Here is an 18,263-nt window from a genome sequence, read left to right on the forward strand (position 1 = left end):
CGAATTAAAAAACTGTGCACCAATTAATAGCACAAAACTATGTAAAAACAACACATCAAAAAGGTAACAATTTCCATGTTTTTGACCATGTAAGATTTTACAACGTTTTTTGCTTTAGATAGATATTCTTTTACGGTATGGGGAGATATGCCAAGCTTTGTGGCGGTTTCTTTATAGCTAAATCCGTCGAGCTTACAAAGCTGATAAACCTGGCGCTGTTGTGGCGAAAGTTCTGCCAAAGCCTGCTGCAGCAGGTTTTCGCTTTCTTTAAAAAATATCTTTTCTTCTATGTGCGAATAATGATCGGTAATAGTCGATTTAAAGTGGGCCGTCATTTTCCGGTCGCTTTCCAGCTTTCTATAAAAATCACATACCAAATGCGAACCTGCCCTATATAAATAACCCGAAAAATCGCGCTCATAGGTAATTGTCTCCCGCTGATGCCAGATCCGTGAAAATAAAACCTGGATCATCTCTTCTACTACCTCCTTGTCCTTCACCATCTTAAACATGTTGACGTACATCTTAGGGCTGTATTTATGATACAACTGCGTAAACGCCAAAACACTCCCACTTTTGAGTAATGCGGTAAGCTCTTTATCCGTTTGGCCAAGAGAAGAACTCATAGTGTTTTTTTCATTTGAAGTTGCAAAGCAAGGTTTGGTTACACCCGTTATCCGTTTAAAATTTGGAATGGTTTTTATTGGTTACACAATAATGCATAACATAAATATTAAAACCATCCCTATCTGTCATTGTCACCTTTCACTCATTTATAGGCTTAAGTGACACTTTATTTATCGCGAATATCTATTAGCTTCAAACTTAAAAGCCACCAAATCTCCTTTCGACCGGATAGTTATCGTTGAAAATGATAATCGCCTCCCTTAACAGAAAACTTTTGATAGGTTTTACCCAACGCATCGGGCACAAAAATATCCGCAGTAGTATTTTGTGGAATGGTAACCGACATATCAAGCTTGCCACCTTCTATTTTCCATTTACTACTGATATGTCCGTACGGGCAATCGTAACCGCCCTCGGCCCAGGTTAGGCCGCCGCCTATAGCCGGCTTGATAATTATTTTTTTATAACCAGCCTCTCCCGCCTGTATGCCGGCTATGTTTTGATACATCCAGTCGCCAATGGCGCCATAAGCGTAATGGTTATAGGAGTTCATTGACGATTCCTCGAAGCTGCCATCGGTCCTGATGCCGTCCCATCTTTCCCAAATGGTTGTGGCCCCTGCCTTTATAGGATATAACCAGGATGGATAGGTATCCTGTAACAACAACCTGTAAGCCACATCGGCATGGCCAAACTTACTGAGGGCATCGCAAAGGTACGGAGTACCTAAAAAGCCGGTTGTAAGGTGATAATCATACTGCTTTATATTTTTAACCAGCCGTTCGGCAGCCTGTTGCCTTAGGGATACCGGCAGCATATCAAATTCAAGCGCCAGCACGTAGGCCGTTTGTGTATCAGATGATATCAGCCCATTTGGCGTAACGTATTCCTTTACAAAGGCATTTTTTATCCTTTGTAATAATTGCGTATAATACTGCTCGTCGGCCTTTTTGTTCAGGATTTTGGCGCTGTTAAGTAATATTTGTGTTGAGTGGGCATAAAAACATTGGGCTATTAAATATTTATTGGTGATGGCAGATGTACCGTCCCTGTCGTTGTTAACGCTGTAAAACAGCCAATCGCCAAAATGATTGCCGGTAACCCAAAGGTCGTTTTTGGTTTGCTTTTCAATGTACTTAACCCAGGCTTTCATACTTGTGTACTGGTTTTCCAGAACCTGTTTATCGCCATAAGCCGAATACACTGTCCACGGTACAATGGTTGATACATCGCCCCAGCCGGTGCTGCCGCCAACTTCATTGTTGCCGTTAGTAAAAACATCGGGGATGATGTAGGGGATACTTCCGCTGGGGTACTGGTCGGCAGCTACATCTTTAAGCCACTTGCTAAAAAAGTTGTGCACATTCATGTTGTACGATGCCGTGCGCGAAAAAACCTGTGCGTCACCCGTCCAGCCCAGCCTTTCATCGCGTTGCGGGCAATCAGTAGGTACATCTAAAAAATTGCCCCTTTGCCCCCATTGAATATTGTGTTGTAATTGGTTAAGCAATGGGTTTGAGCATGCAAAACTCCCCGTAACCTTCATATCTGAATACAAGGCTATCCCGGTAAAATCGGCCGGGTTTAATTCGCCTTTAATGCCCGTTACTTTAATATACCTGAAACCCTGCCAGGTAAACTGCGGCTCGAAAGTTTGTTTGCTGTTATCTTTTAAAATGTAAATATTTTGCGCTTTGGCGGCACGCAGGTTTTCGGTGTAAAAATTGCCGGCCTTATCCAATACCTCGGCATGCGATATCATAATGGAATCGCCGGTATGGCCCTGAACGGTAACTTTTACCCAACCTACCAGGTTTTGACCAAAGTCGATCACTTTTTCGCCCCGGGGGGTGGTGATGATTTTAACAGGCTTAAATGTTTCATGTTGCCTAACCGGTTCATTAATGGTGGCAACCAGGTTGTTTTTATCAAGCGACTGTACTTTTACATCCTGCCAATCCCGATCGTTAAAACCAGCCTCCGACCAACCCTGCCGGGCAAGCCGGGTATCCAGGATACAGCCATCGTAAATTTCGGCAAAGCGCAGGGCGCCGGTAGATGACTTCCAGCTTTCGTCGGATACGATCAGCTTTTCGGTGCCATCGGTGTAAACTATTTTAATTTGCAGTAAAAGCGCAAGGTTTTTCCCGTAAAAATCCGGCCTTGGATTGTACGGCCCCAGCGGGCTGCGGTACCAGCCACTACCAAGCGACAATCCAATAGCGTTATCGCCCGATTTTAAAAGACCCTTAACATCATAAGCCTGGTATTGCAACCTTTTGTTATAGCTTGTCCACCCGGGGGTTAAGTAGGCATCGCCCACCTTTTTGCCATTGATCTGAGCCTCATAAAACCCGTGAGATGTGATATAGGCGGTTGCCTTGCTAATCTGTTTGTTTAACAAAAACCCCGTCCTTAATAACGGAACCGGGCCATTCACTGCATCGGGAGTTGAAGGGCCTATCCATTTTGCCTGCCAGTCGGCCGGTGATAACAGCCCCATTGTCCACAAGGCAGGTTCGCTCCAGGCGGATTGTTTGCCGCTGATGTCCCAGGTCCTTACCTTCCAGGAATAACTATGTCCCGATTTCAACGTTTTGCCCCCATAAGGCACATACAACGTTTGGCCCGATAACACCTTACCGGTTGACCATAAACTAACGGGCTTGCCACTCTCCGCGTCAATAGCATCCACCTGAACCTCGTAAGCAGCCTGGTTATTGGCCTTACTGCCATTTGCAGCCAGCTGCCAGCTAAACCGGGGGTTTCGGGCATCAATACTGATAGGATTTTTCTGGTCTTCGGTTAAAAGGTTGGTGGCTATTACCTGTGCTGTACCAATGTTGCATACTAATAAAAAGCAGGCCGTGGCAAGGGTTATTCTCATATATAGGTTAATGTTTTTACGATCTAAGGTTATATAAAGTCGACCACCAAAACCGGATAGCCCGGTTAGCGGCCATGCCGGCATAGTTTGTTCTCCAACTTCATTTTATCCTTCAGAAACAAATGGTTTATAAAAGGCTTTGTTGGTTAACTCGCCACAAAGGCATAACCGTTGTTAAAAGCCAAAACAATTTCAATTATAATCACTCGAAACAACACGTATTCAACAATATTTTATCATTGGTTGCAACCCGGCAATTTGATAGATTATAAATGGTTAATCAAAATTAATTTAAGCAGATATGATAACCATCCCTTTCTGTCCTGCAAGACAGAGCGCCTTATAAAGCTATTCGCTGTTCAAAAGCGCTTCAGGAAAAGTGTGACTACCACTAACAAAGGGGCAAATTTCTGGTTGAAATTTGCCCCTTTGTTATTATTTTATATCGGATTGTATAGGTAACACAGATGCAGTTACTGATTAGTTTCTAAAGATATGTTTTGTCGACACACCCGGGCTTGTTCTACACGAATCAGAGGCGTAGCCTCGGCCAATCTTGTAGCCACGGGTTTTAACCCGTGGAAAGAAACGAAGAAAACGATAGAGAGCCGTAGGTTCGACCCATATGGGCAATGCGCAATCGCATGAACAAAATTCAAATACCTGGATTACCTAAAAATATGGACCGTGCCGATGGCACTCTGGCTGTCCTTTGGGCAATCGTCCACGGGTTGAAACCCGTGGCTACAATATGTGCCGGGCCTATGGCCCTTAGAAACGGCTATGTAAAAGACAATTAAAATAGAACAACCAATACAAAGCACCATAACGATATGGGGAGACATGCCAAGCTTTGATGTCCTTTTTATTGAAGAATAAAGTTGCTTTATAATTTGACTTGGTGGCATTAAGTCAAAGCTTATTTAAACTGCGCTTAAATTTTATGTACAAATAATTCTTACCTACCCCTTATTCGAGTTTTACCGGCCAGGCTGATATTGGGTTTGGGTTGCCCATTTAGCATCCGGTGTATCCTGCATAAAAAATTCCAGGCTGCCGCCGTTCATGATCTCCTGGTAGCTGATATAATTACGGAGGCTTAGCTTCCCGTTCCGCTTAACCTGGTAGATGTATGCTGAGCTTTTACTTTTCTTGTGGCAGGTTATGGTTGTGCTTTTCCCATTGGGCAGCTTCAATATTACTTTATCAAAAATTGGCGAACATAATACAAACTGACCCGATACCGGGTTTACCGGATAAAAACCCATGGATGCAAACATGTACCAGGCCGACATTTGCCCGGCATCGTCATTGCCGCCGAGCCCACCCGGCCCATCACTATACTCCGTTGCAAGTATATCCCGAACCTGCTGCTGGGTTTTCCAGGGCGCTGGGGTATAATTGTACATAAACGGAATCTGGTGCCCAGGCTCGTTGCCGTGCCAGTATTCTTTTTTCAAAAACAAACTATCCAAAGCCGATTCCAGTTTGCGAGGGCCACCCATTAGTTTTGCAAGGCCCGGAATATCCTGCGGAGCATAAAATGTGTATTGGCGGGGCGTGCCCTCGGTAATATAACTTTCTTTTTTGTCGGGGTTGTAATCCGGTATCCAATTGCCATTGGCGTAACGGCCACGTACCATGCCTGTTGCCGGGTCAAATACATTTTTGTAATAGCCCGCTCGTTGTATCAGCAATTTATAATCGGCTGTGTTACCTATTTGTTTCGCAAATTGCGATAAGGCATAATCATCATAAGCATATTCCATCGTACGGCTCACTTGTTCTTTTTTATGGAAGGCATCGGGCACGCTATCTTCCAGCGGGATATAATGATATTTTAAATAGCTATCCAAAGCCCGGCGGCCTTTACCTTCTACATAATCAGCTTTATTGGCCGGTATATCAAATGCGTTGTGCCGCAATAAGCCATAAGCTTCGTTTACATCATAATCGCGGATACCTTTAAGATAGGCGGAGCTGATTACCGAAGCCGTATGATCGCCTATCATTTCTGAAGTATAATTGTTCCAGCAGGGAAATATGGGCATCCAGCCTCCTTGCCTGCCTTTGATAATCAGCGAGCGTACCAGGTCGTTTACAAAAGCCGGTTTTAGTATTTCATACAAAGGAATTTCGGCCCGGTAAATATCCCACATCGAAAAATCATCATAATAATTACCCTTTGCCAGCTTTGCATTTTTATAAGCGGTTGCAAACATCGGATAGCTGCCATCCACATCGCTAAACAAGCGCGGTTGCTGCATAGTATGGTAATAGGCCGTGTAGAAAATGTTTTTATCCTTCAGGTTATCGGTAGCAACGCTAATTTGACCTAAGGCTTTTTGCCAAACCTGCTTACAACTTACAACCGCTTTATCAAAATCAGCGCCGGGCATTTCTGCCTGTAAATTTTTACGGGCGCCATCCAGGCTGGTAAATGATGTACCTATACGGATCACCTGCTTTTCGCCCTTGTTCATTTTAAAGCCGACAAAGGCACCTAAGCCTGGCATGTCTTTCAGGCTTGTGGCCGATAAAACCTTCCCTTCGGTAAAAGTTCCCGCGCAATCGGCCTGTTTTTCAAACCGGATTACAAAAAAGCCATTAAAACCGGCGCTTTTGCCCCATCCCTGGTAAATGCGATGCGCCGGGTTGTAACCGTATATTTCTCCGTGTTGGGCATCAACTTGTATGTAGCCTTCGTGCCTGTCGCTGTTGGGTGTAACCAGTAAATAAAGGCTATCGGCCTTATCCATGGTAAACTGCATTATCCCACAGCGTGGGGTAGCGGTTACGGCGGCATGTACGCTATATTCGGCTAAATTAACCTGGTATAAATAAGGGGTTAACAGTTCATCGGTGTGTTTAAATGAGGTTTGGTAATTGTTGGTTTTTAATTTGCCGGTTATGGGCATAATGGTAAAGCTGCCGTAATCCTGCGTACAGGAGCCACTTAGCCAATGTGAACCGCGCAGGCCGTAAAACAAGCTATCTTTATAAAGATATGGCGGTACACACTTGTTTTCAGTCGCCTGGGTTTCGGGCGTCCATTGCGTCATGGCGAATGGTGTGGTTACCGCAGGGATAGTATTGGCCTGCGATGCGGCATAGCCCGAACCGTGTTTTATTGCCGATGCCGTTGTGGCAACAGCGGTACCGGCCAATGGCTGTACATATTTAACAACATCCTGCGCAAATGCTGATGCCGAGATAGCCAGCAGCAATAAAGTAAAAAATAAGCGTAGCTCTTTATAAATTATCATACGATATCATGTTAATCGTGTAATAGTCTTTAGTCGAAAGTCTTTAGTCCTAAGTCAAAAAAAGATTAGATATGACTTTTGACTTAAGGCTTAGTACTATTAACTTAACACTAAGCTTCTGCAACGCACAAGGCTATATCTTCAAAAATATTTTGTTTCGATATAAAAAATAAAGCAATGCAAGCTGCACAACCACTATGCTTATGGCCTGCCATACCGCTTGCCATAGCGGCGATACGTACTGGATCAGCCCGCCAAAAAAGTAATGGGCGGTGTGCTGAAAATCAATCATGCCTTCGGATGCCAGGTAAATCAGGATTGAATTTACCCCGATAAGCACAAAAGGGAAAGCCCATTTGCGATAGCCGGCCACATCAATAATCAGATAAAACACCGACAGGAAAACAAGGCTCCATCCACCTACAAATAAAACAAAAGAACTTGTCCAAAGGCGTTTGTTGATAGGAAAGGTTAAATTCCATACGGAGCCGATGGCAATTAGTATTAGCCCAGCTACAAATAGCGCCACGCCCTTTTTCCACATGGGCCATTTTGCCGACTGGTATTTTAAAAACTGACCGGTAAAAATACCCAACATAGCTGTGCCAATTGCCGGGATGGTTGACAACACCCCTTCGGGATCATGCACTTTATCATGCAGCCTGCCCGGAAGCAACAGCCTGTCGATATATGATTCCAGGCTGCCATTCATGGTTAAAACTCCTGCGCCATAACCCGGCACCGGGATAAGCATCATAGCTGCCCAATACCCCAACAATAATACAGCAAACCAGATAAGCTGCTGCCGAAAATTAAAATTCAAATAAATGAGCCCGGCAAAAAACCAGGCAAGCCCAATACGCCCCAATACGCTTGCAAAGCGCGTTTGCTCGTACCCGTTCCACTTAAAAAGTCCGTTAACAACCAGCCCTAAAAAAAGCAGTATCAGGGTACGGCGGAGCATGGATAAATAGATGCTCCGCTTATCGGCTTTAGGTAAAAACTGTGCATCGTTTACTCCCGCCTTCAGCATTTTATTGTGCATAGAATATGGCATAGATACCCCGGCGATAAACAAAAACAGCGGAAAGATCATGTCATAAAATGTAATCCCATTCCAATCGGTATGGTGCAACTGGCCCGACATCCACAGTAAAACCGGCCAATTGGTTGCTTTGGCCAGGGCGTGTATCACCCCTTCGCCACTCATTATCCAAAACATATCAAACCCACGCAGCGCATCTAACGATAACAGGCGGGGTAACTTTACAGGTATATTTTTACCGTTGCCGGCATTTATAAAAGGATCAGATACAATTGGTGTATTGGTCATATGCCTTAAATATTAATGTTATTTTAAGTCTGCCCCCATTTTAGTGCGGTACTTTTTATACAGTTGTTGCGTCAGCAATATGCTGCTGCCTTTTATAGTTACCGGGTAAGGCTTTTGCGTATTTACCCAACTCCACTCCCAGGCGCTTATGTTTTTATCAAATGCGGCGGCATCCATCGGCTTTCCGGCTTTTAACGCGGCCTGCGCTTCTGTAAAAAACTTTTGCCACCGTACTTTATAAAAATCATTTAGCAAGCCGCTCCACTGCCGGCAGGAGTATTCATGAAGCGGGCTTTTTTCATCGCCCCAAAGCGTAACCAGGTTTCGGGCATTCCGTTCGTAAATTGCCTTTTCGGTTGGCGTGGTTCCACAATTACGGGCATCGGCAAGCCAAGGGCCTAATAAAAAGTCTTTCCGGGTTGCCAAAAGCGCATCCATATCGGTAATCAACTGAAGATACTGAGCGCTGTATTTATCAAAGTCGGCTATATTTTTATCCTCATAAGCCTTTACCCATTTTTGCTGCAATGGCCGGGCGTAGTTTGCCAATACCTGTCTGGATAAATCAACCAGGTCGTACTGAAAGCCATCGCTTTTGCTGCATGCGGGTACAGCCTTCATCAGTTCGTCCCAGGCGGGCAACAAGTCTTTACGGTTATAATTTAGCTTAGTCCTTGTCCATACCGCGGCCGAGTCAAAAGTTGGCCTGCCGGTTATAATCGATTCTGAGGCATCGCGGATGTCCTTACCGTTATAAACGGTTTTCTTCAATACCTGCCAGGCGTTAATAGTATGAGCATTTACATTACCATAGCGGTTTAAAATGTAAGTTTTAAGCCAGCTATCCAGTTCAATAGGCTCAGTACGCCAGGTATTATCGGTCATTAACTCATATAATACCGGGTTTTGTTCAATCCCCTCCATAGTAAGGCCAATGCCTTGCAGCTTGCCCGAGGCCGTATCTTTAAGGGCCAGCGCGGGGCCTTGTGCCACACCCTCTATCCTGCCAAACATGCCTATATTGCCGCCAAAATTATGCAGCATATTCCAGATCCATGGTTTACCGTAATAGGCTTCGGTGCGTTTCCAAACGGGTTCAATTTCGGTGGCCAAATCAAGCATAATCATGTGATCATTGGGCACGGCTTGAAGCAAAGCTTTTATCTGTGGAGTTTTCCAGAATTTGCGGTCGCTGTAAAAAAGCCAGCCCTGCATTACCCATATAGCTTTAGGGTCGGCGCTGCTCATGGCCTGGTAAACCCTGGCGCTTAATGCCGATAAGTAAGCCGGATCATCCGTTGGCGGTTCATTTTCATTGAAAGTATCGGCCGAGTACAGGTGATCGGTGCCATATAAACGGGTTTGGGTTTCTAAAAACTTACGGCCAATTAAGTCAAACATTGGGTCGTGGGTATCCAATATATAGGTGTCGCCAAAACCATTGTTCCAGTTGGTTTTTTTCAGCTTTGAATTAGGGAAGCGTGTTGTAAACGCGGCGGGTACATGGCCGGTAAATGATTGTAAAACGGGCTTCATGCCAAGCGCTCTTTCACGCTTTAATATTTTTTGCTGCAAATCGCGGTGGCTGGTCATCCAGCTGACGGGCAGCGGGCCGCCCCAGCCATCAAGGTTGCCCATCCAAAACCATGAAAAATAAGCCGGACCACAAAAAAACGATTTCAAATCGTTATCGGTAAAACCCATATCTTTATAAACTTCGTACCAGGTATACTCCTGGCCCGTTAGCGCAAGCGGCATATCAATACCATGCAGGGCCATCCAGTCAATTTCTTTTTCCCATCGTTTCCAGTCCCACCAGCTCATACTGTAGTTGTACGTGCAATAGTTTAAGTAGTACCGGTATTGGTACGGCGTGTTTTTGTGAATCTTCGCAGGCAATTTCGGCAGCTTTACGGGCAGGTTTAAATTGGTGCCATTCCAGGTTACCTGGCAGTGGCAGTATTCGGTTAGGTAATAGTATAATGCCGATGCTATCGCGACGCCATTATTGCCTCTTAATACAATTTTGTTGTTAATGCTTTCTATTTCAAACGCATCTTTGCCATTTATCGCCGGGATTTCCTCTACCTTAAAATGTGTTGCTGCGTTGGGTATTACCCGGCTAATTAACGCGTATGATGCCTGCTTGTTAACCTGGGCATCTGCTTCCCTTCCGATAAAAATTGAAACAATAAGCAGGGCAAAAAAACGTACTGAGAAAAATTTGCTTAACAACATACAGAGCCTGTTTAAATTTGATAAGATAGAAATATTGCAGAGGGTTTTAACTTTTAATTTACGTTATTGGCTTTTTAGCTGCTTACAAGGTATTGAAATTTATGTTATAAACATTTGTTTGAACGCCGGCTAAGACTCACCCGACGAGGCTACGCCCGCCACCCTCTCTTCGGCTTCGCCGGAAAGAGGGTTTCGTGTTAGCAGGCATTTATAATCAATAACTTATAAAATTTTTCAAAACTCTTTTTTGAAATTTATGTCATAAACATTTGCCCGAACGCTGGCTACAACTCACCCGGTCGAGGCTGCGCCCGACCACCCTCTCTCCGGCTACGCCGCATAGAGGGTTTAGTGTTAGTAGTTAATTTATAATCAATACTTTATTAAGTAAAAAATCCTAAAACCTTCTTTGCGGCTTTAGCCGGAGAGAGGGCCGGCCAGCGCAGCGTAGCCGGGGTGAGTCGTTACCGCCATACACCCTTCCCGTCTCAGCCTATCGCCAGGCATTAACACCTCATCATCATTTATTAAAAAAATCTTATAAAACAATTTAAAAAAAAAGCAAAAACCGATAAAAAACAAATACAGGCCGTTGCGCGGCCTGTATTTGTAAGGTAACATAAATTAATACCCAGGGTTTTGAACCAGTTTTGGATTTAACGCCATTTCGGGCCTTGGTATTGGAAAAATGCGTTTAGCAGGGTTTGCATCGGTTTTGATGCCCCATGCCTTCTCAAACTGGCCAAAACGGATAATGTCGTTTCTGCGCCACATTTCCATAGCCAGCTCGCGGCCGCGTTCGTCTAAAATATCCTGCAGGGTAACAGCCGCCATTGGCGAAGCTTTTGCACGTGCCCTTACCTGATTAACCAATGATAAAGGCGAATCGCCGTTGGTTGCAGTTGCACCTCTTAAAATGGCTTCGGCTTTTTCCAGCAACACATCGGCATACCTGAACATAGGCACATCATTACCCTGGTTACGATCTGTATTTAAGCTGTCCGGATAAAATTTGTTGTTCCTGTAGCCTTCTTCGTTGGCAAGCTCATCGTTACCAATATCAAAAGTGGCGGGGTTTTTCCAAACAATATCGGGCGTAAACTCCAGTTGGTGTACAACAGTTGCATTCGGATTAGGGCCGCTATAACTTGCATCAAGCCCTATGTTGGTTGTAGTAATGTTTATTGGCGTGCCATCATTGTTGTATTGCTTGCCAACCAGGTATTGTTTTTTACGGATATCATTATCATCGTTAAATAAAGCATAGTACTGTTTGTACGTATACACAGGCCCATCTGGCGTGTAAGGCATTTTATACTTGTTTTTCAGGTTAGGGTTAATTGTCCAGCGGGCATAATATTGTCCCTGCGCCTGAACGCCATCATAAGGTACAGCAAAAATAAAGTCCTTAATTTGCGGACCGTTATTGGGTTTAAACATGCCCAAATAATCGGCATCTAAAGAATATTGGCCCAGTTTTATAATATTATCGCACATGGTAACCGCATCCTGGTACCTTGCTGTGCCAATATAGTATTGGGCGTTAAGGTACATTTTTGCAAGTATGGCATAGGCTAAACCTTTGGTTGGCCTGCCGTAGGTTGTTACGCCCGATGTAGCGCTCAGGTCAGGAATTTGCGCCAGCAGTTCGCTTTCGATAAATGCAAACACTGTTGCCCTTGGCTGGGTTCCCAGGTTGGTAGTATCGCCAAATTTTTTGCTGATAGGCACGTTTCCGAAAAGGTCCATCAGGTAAAAATAAGACAATGCCCGCATGGTTTTAATTTCGGCAACGGTTTGCTTTTTAGCATCACTTGCCGGTGTAGCATCAAATAACGATAATACCTGGTTACATAAGCTTATGGTTCCGTACCCCCACTGCCAGCAGGTTTCTGTCATGCCGTTATCAGGGGTTACGGTATGCAGGTTCACAGTTGAATAGGTACCCCCATCCAGCCAGTTACCGCCACGCGCCACCAGCACATTTTCATCGGTACTTAAATTTTGTAATAACCAGTACTGCCTGCCCGGCGCCCCGCGGAACGAGGTATAAATAGGCCCGGTGGCAGCTACATACTGTGCAGGTGTAGTAGGGAAAATAGATGGGGTAAGTGCCGACTTGGGCGTGATATCTAATTTTGTACAGCCCGAAAGGTAAATAGCCCCCATAACCATGGCAATAAGGCCAGGCTTTATATATCTTTTTAAATTATTCATGTCTTGTTAGGTTAATGGTTATTATAAATCAACTTGTATACCTGCAAGGAAGCTCCTTGTTTTTGGATAGAAATTATTACTATCAACGCCAATAAACTGGCCGCTTTGCTGGTTATTGATGTTCAAATTCAATTCAGGATCAACCCCTTTGTATTTGGTGATAATAAATAAGTTGGTTCCGGTAACATAAAAGCGGATGCCATGCACATAATTACCGGTAACATTTAGTTTATAGGCAAGTGTGGCATTGCTTAACCGGATGAAGGCGCCGCTTTCGAGGTAACGGGTTGAATATAAGTTGGCATTAACATCGGTACCTGGCTCGCTTAATGTTAACGTGGGCACACCATGCGCCGAAGCCTGGGTTGGCTGGTTAAAGCTGGCTAACGAAGCGTTCATGATTTTGTTACCACCCTGGCCCCTGAAGAAGAAATTAAGGCTAAAGTTTTTATAAGTAAAATCGTTACCTAAACCAAATGTATAGGTAGGCTGCGCGTTACCAGCGTAAGTTTGATCGGCACTGGTAGGGGTTGTAGTTGGCTGGCCGTTGGCACCCATAAAGGTTGACACGCCATTGGGGCGGCCAAGGTATTTCAAGGTATAAAACTCGCCAAGCGGATAGCCGGCTTCAATTATTGATACGTTTATACCGCTTTGTCCTGGTCCTTCAGGATCACCCACATATATTTTAGAAAGATTTGGGGCCAGTGATGTGATCTTGTTTTTATTGAATGAAATGTTGCCGTAGCTGCTCCATGTAAAATCTTTTGATTTGATAGGCGTACCATTCAAGGCAATCTCGACACCTTTGTTAGACATGCTGCCTACGTTTTCAACCTTGTAACTTACAAAGTTATTGATCAATGATACCGGAACAGTAGTGATCATATCGGTTGTTTTTTTATTGTAGATATCAACCGAGCCACCTAAACGTCCTTTTAATATCGAGAAGTCGATACCGCCATTAAGCGTGCCCGTACTTTCCCACTTCAAATCAGGATTTGGGTTTTGGGTTACACCAATAGCGCCGATATAAGCACCGTTATAGTAAAAACTACCGGTAGTGCCATAAAGCGTTATCGGCGTATAAGGCGAGAAGCCTAACGAGTTACCTGTTTTACCATAGCCTACCCTTAACTTCAAATCATCAAACAGCGATTGCGATTTCATGAAATCCTCATCGATTAAACGCCATGCGGCAGACGCAGCAGGGAAATAGCCCCAGCGGTGATTGGTACCAAACGCGTTTGAACCATCGCGGCGTAAAGATGCCTCCAAAAGGTATTTGCCTTTATAGCTGTAATTTAGGCGCGAGTAAAATGATATCAGGCGTAACGTTTCTTCGTTAACGCTACCATAATCAACCCGGTAACCGGCAGCCGGCGTACCCAGGGCAAGGTTGCTGTATCCGGTGGCGTCAGAAATAAAGTTTTGATTGGTTGACTGAAAACCGTTGCCGGTAGTTGTCTGATCTATCGAGTAACCAAGCAACAGTTTAAAATTGTGCACATCATTCCAGTTATGCGCGTAGGTTAAATAGTTTTCAAATAACTTTTTAGTATCCTCATAAGTCGACCGGATAGCTTTACCATTAAGGCCAGGTGCAAGTTCAGATGCCGAATTGTAATAGGTATTGTTATCGGTATTTGTTTCCTGGTAAGCTAAGTTAAAGTTGTATAGTAAACCGGCCGGTAAAATCAATTCACCGCGCACATTGCCCAGCAACAGGCTAATTTTCCGTTTATAGGTATCGTTGGTGATCAGGCCCACCGGGTTGTAGCCCAGTTTTAAAGTAGGATCGTTATAAAAAGTGCCATCGGCGTTGTAAATAGTACGTGTAGGTAAATACTGAACGATTGATTTAAACAGGCCGGGGCTTTGTCCGTTTGCGCTCGACAATGGTATATCGTTAACCAAAAGGTTTGAGTTGGAAACAGAATTACTTAACGAAAAATCGAGTTTCAGTTTATCGTTCAGCGTTTTTTGAGTAATGTTCAACCTGCCTATTACACGTTTTAAACCACTGCTTTTAACAATACCCTGGTTATCAAGGTAATTTAAACTTCCGTTATAAGTAGTTTTATCGGTACCGCCGCCAAAAGACAGGTTGTGGTTTTGCGAAAAACCGGTGTTGCGTTCAACCGCTTTTTGCCAATCGGTATTGCCGCCGTTATCATTAGCAGGGGTAAAACTTTGCCCGTTTGCTTTTACATACGCCCGCAGCTGATCGGCACTGGCAACATCAAACTGGTTGGATACTTTTTCAAATGATCCGTAACCGTTATAGGTCATCCTTAACTGGCCCGATTTTGCTTTTTTGGTGGTAACAATAATTACACCGTTGGTAGCCCTTGTTCCGTAAATGGCCGCTGCAGAAGCATCTTTCAATACATCTATCGAAGCGATATCCGATGGCGCCAGTAAATTAAAGTCGGCACCGGGTACACCGTCAATCACATAAAACGGCACAGAGGCGGCACCTGCCCTTATAGACGAAGGCCCCCTTAGGGTAACCGATGCCGTACCATTGGGGTTACCATCATTGGTAATATTTAAACCGGCCACTTTACCTTCCAATAAATCTGCAGGGGTTGTTACCACGCCTGCGTTAAATTGCTCGGCCTTAACAGTAGCAATCGAACTGGTTAATGCCTTTTTTGTTGTGGTACCGTAACCCACAACTACTACTGTAGATAACGAATTGGCCGACGGCACCAATGTAACCTTTATAACAGTTTGTGAGCCAACGGTTATTCGTTGCGTATCAAAACCGATATAAGAGAATACCAGTACGGCATTCTCGTTGGCCACCTGCACCTTAAATTTACCATCTAAATCGGTTACCGCACCTGTTGCAAGCCCTGCTATTTTAACAGAAACACCTATCAGTGGTAAACCTCTATCGTCTACAACGGTACCGGTAATAATGGTAGGCGGAGGAAGCTCTACTTTTTTCTCAACCGGTGGCTTTGGTGCAGGCTTAACCAACAGGCTGCCTTCAATTTCGGTATAAGTAAATTGATTGTCAAGCAAAACCTTTTTCAAAACGGCTTCCAGTTTCTCGTTTCTGGCAGTCAAGGTTACTTTAACATCACTTTCAATGTTGTTCCCGGTGTACATTATCCGTACACCTGTATTTGCCGAAATGCGCTCGAGCGCATCAGAAAGCGGCATTTTTTTCAACTTAAGGGTAACTGGCTTTTCCAGCACGCTTTGTCCGTATGAGTTATCGGCCATAGCAATGGACGATAGCGAGCAGACAACTAATAAAATAATCGCATTAATTTTCATAACGAGTGTTATGGCTCGAAAGAATCTTTCGGGTATGGTTTTTTTCATATTTTTGCTATATTAAAGTGTTATAGGTCAAGCTGGAACGTGCTATGGTTCTTGAGGCCTCCTGCATGCTCCATTAATAAATCTTTGGCATTTTATTCCTCCAAAACTGGCCCGGCCATTTTGGAGGATCATTTTTCTCTTTCCCTGTTTTTTAATTCATAGCGTTTTAATTAGGTGTCAAACATCATTTGTTTTATATAATTGGTGTTTTAGTTGCATCCTTTACCTTTTAAGGTATAGATGCCGCCTTCTTTTTTAAAGTGGGCGTTTATAAGGGCTTCTATCAGCTTTAGCACTTTTTGCAATTGCATGTTGTTAAAATCGGCGTACAGCGTACAGTTGAGCAGGTTTTTATCAGCCTTGATCGTTACGTTATATTTGCGCTGAACATCGGCCAGCACATCAGACAATGGCGTATTGTGATATTGCAGCTTACCCTGCTGCCAGCTAATGACCGATAAGGCATCGTCAATTTTTTTTGCAACCAGTGTTTCGTCAGTTTTGGAATATACCAGCTGCATATTGGGTGTAAGCAAAACGGCAGGCTGTTTTACTTTTGTTTTTAATATCCCCACCTTACCCGTTACCACGGTTACTTTAATGGCTTTATCTTCGGTATAGGCTTTAACATTAAAACTGGTACCCAAAACTGTGGTTATAATTTTACCCGAATGGATGATAAATGGCTTAGCGCTATTATGCGCTACTTTAAAAAAAGCTTCGCCGGTAAGGGTAACTTCCCTTGTATTTTGTTTGAACTTATCGGGGTAGTTTAGCCTGCTGCCCGAGTTAAGGCATATGGTAGTACCGTCAGATAAGCTTATGAGTTTTATTTCGCCGTTTAGCGCTACTGTTTCCTGGTATTTAACAGGGTCTATCCAATTATCCAGCTGTTTTCTGAACAGGTAGGCTGTACAAAAAACAGTGGCTAAAGATGCGGCAATTGCCATTTTTACCCACAACCGTCTCGTGGGATGCTCCTGTTCAGCAGGCTTAATTATTCGTTGATGAATATTTTGAAGTATTTGATTGGATGCCTGGTCGGTAAGGGTAAGTTTCTTTTCCAGCACATCTTTACTAAAACCATCAAGCGCTATAAGGTATAACTCCGAGATATCTCCCTTTAGGTATTCGGCAAGCCAGCGCTTGTCGTCCTGGGTAAGGATATCAGTTTTATAAAGCCTTTCTAAACGTTGAACTATGGTTTCCACGAGCAATTTTTATATAAATACGCCGGGAGGTTTAAAACGGGGGGATGGTTTTTATAATTATTTTCAAATAAAATTCAAAAATTACAAACAGGTATTTTAAAGCGTAAGATACGCGGTTTTTCAGGCTGTTTTTTTTGAACTTTTGCGCAAAAAAAACTCTGTTTTATTTTTGTATCAATAAATGCGCATTTTGTGTCAATAAATAGCGCATTTGTTGCTAAAAAGTATAAATTAATTAACTTATTTTCACCTATTTGTGCATGAATAAATGGCTGTTTTGATATATAAAACGAAGCGTGTAAATTTGTATTGTTTACCGCAAAGAAAAGCAGTTTCTATATTATTTAGCACAGTATTGGAATTGCGCTATTCGCTTTCCGGGTAAATTAGGCTCTATTAATTTTAACGCCCACGCTATATAGCTCAGATCGAAATTATTGATCGATGCCAACCCAATAACAGGCCAGCAATACACCGGCGGTTTTCCATTCGGCCTGGTGTTCATGGATATGGTTTTTCACTGCTGCTACAGCATGCCCAAGATATTCTTTAACAGTATGTTTAGATATGTTTAGCGTTTCGGCGGCCTCTTCGTAAGTTTTCCCTTCTAACTTGCAAAGGGTAAATACTTTTTTACGCTGTGGCGATAGCTGGTTAATGGCCTGGTGCAATAAATAATACTGATCGTCAATTAAGTGAAGGCTGCTATCTTCCTGCTCAATTTCGGCAAAAGGCATAGCGTTAACAACCGCAGCCTCACGTAGTTTCTTACGTAAATGAGATATTGATTTGTTGAAGCTCAAAACAAAAAGCCAGCCGCTTACCGATTGATCGGCTTTAATTTCGGCACGCTTTTCCCATAGTGCGATGAAAATATCCTGTAAAATATCGCAGGAGATATCATCATCCTTAGTGAGTTTGTAAATATTACGATAAATAGCCTGGTGATACTTTTGATAAAGCAGATCAAATGCCCCGATGTCGTCATCGTGTAAGCGAAACACTAAATCTTTATCTGCATCCATATTCATAACAACCGGTAACTATTTAATCATTTAAATTAACAAGTAGGAATAATTGTGAAAAGTACAAATATTTATTTATCGATGAATGTGCCTTACAGCGTTTTTGCTGATAATTTACCT

9 protein-coding genes are annotated in these 18,263 nt (G+C 43.5%); all 9 read right to left on the reverse strand.

Annotated elements, in window-relative coordinates; translation table 11 throughout:
- Positions 1 to 23: 23 nt before the first annotated feature.
- A complete protein-coding gene (locus tag FSB76_RS10340; RefSeq protein WP_147053499.1) occupies positions 24 to 626 on the reverse strand; it encodes an RNA polymerase sigma factor in 603 nt (200 codons plus the stop codon).
- A 233-nt stretch (positions 627 to 859) separates the two neighbouring features.
- Positions 860 to 3,514 (reverse strand): glycoside hydrolase family 78 protein, encoded by a 2,655-nt coding sequence (locus tag FSB76_RS10345; RefSeq protein WP_147053500.1) that lies wholly within the window; start codon positions 3,512 to 3,514, stop codon positions 860 to 862.
- Between the two features lie 980 nt (positions 3,515 to 4,494).
- Entirely contained in the window at positions 4,495 to 6,780 is a 2,286-nt protein-coding gene (locus FSB76_RS10350; protein WP_147053501.1) for a GH92 family glycosyl hydrolase, read from the reverse strand.
- A gap of 133 nt (positions 6,781 to 6,913) precedes the next feature.
- Positions 6,914 to 8,113, reverse strand: coding sequence for an acyltransferase family protein (locus FSB76_RS10355; protein ID WP_147053502.1), 1,200 nt, complete (start codon positions 8,111 to 8,113; stop codon positions 6,914 to 6,916).
- 18 nt (positions 8,114 to 8,131) lie between these two features.
- Positions 8,132 to 10,351 (reverse strand): alpha-N-acetylglucosaminidase, encoded by a 2,220-nt coding sequence (locus FSB76_RS10360; RefSeq protein ID WP_147053503.1) that lies wholly within the window; start codon positions 10,349 to 10,351, stop codon positions 8,132 to 8,134.
- A 624-nt stretch (positions 10,352 to 10,975) separates the two neighbouring features.
- Positions 10,976 to 12,568 (reverse strand): RagB/SusD family nutrient uptake outer membrane protein, encoded by a 1,593-nt coding sequence (locus FSB76_RS10365; protein ID WP_147053504.1) that lies wholly within the window; start codon positions 12,566 to 12,568, stop codon positions 10,976 to 10,978.
- Between the two features lie 21 nt (positions 12,569 to 12,589).
- Positions 12,590 to 15,859: a SusC/RagA family TonB-linked outer membrane protein gene (locus tag FSB76_RS10370; protein ID WP_158642877.1), complete on the reverse strand. Its 3,270-nt coding sequence runs from the start codon at positions 15,857 to 15,859 to the stop codon at positions 12,590 to 12,592.
- A gap of 257 nt (positions 15,860 to 16,116) precedes the next feature.
- A complete protein-coding gene (locus tag FSB76_RS10375; RefSeq protein WP_147053506.1) occupies positions 16,117 to 17,118 on the reverse strand; it encodes a FecR family protein in 1,002 nt (333 codons plus the stop codon).
- A gap of 434 nt (positions 17,119 to 17,552) precedes the next feature.
- Positions 17,553 to 18,143, reverse strand: a complete 591-nt coding sequence (locus FSB76_RS10380; RefSeq protein ID WP_225976478.1) for an RNA polymerase sigma factor — start codon at positions 18,141 to 18,143, stop codon at positions 17,553 to 17,555.
- Positions 18,144 to 18,263 lie beyond the last annotated feature (120 nt).

Origin of the sequence: Mucilaginibacter ginsenosidivorax, assembly GCF_007971525.1 — a bacterium.
GTDB classification, from domain to species: Bacteria; Bacteroidota; Bacteroidia; order Sphingobacteriales; family Sphingobacteriaceae; genus Mucilaginibacter; species Mucilaginibacter ginsenosidivorax.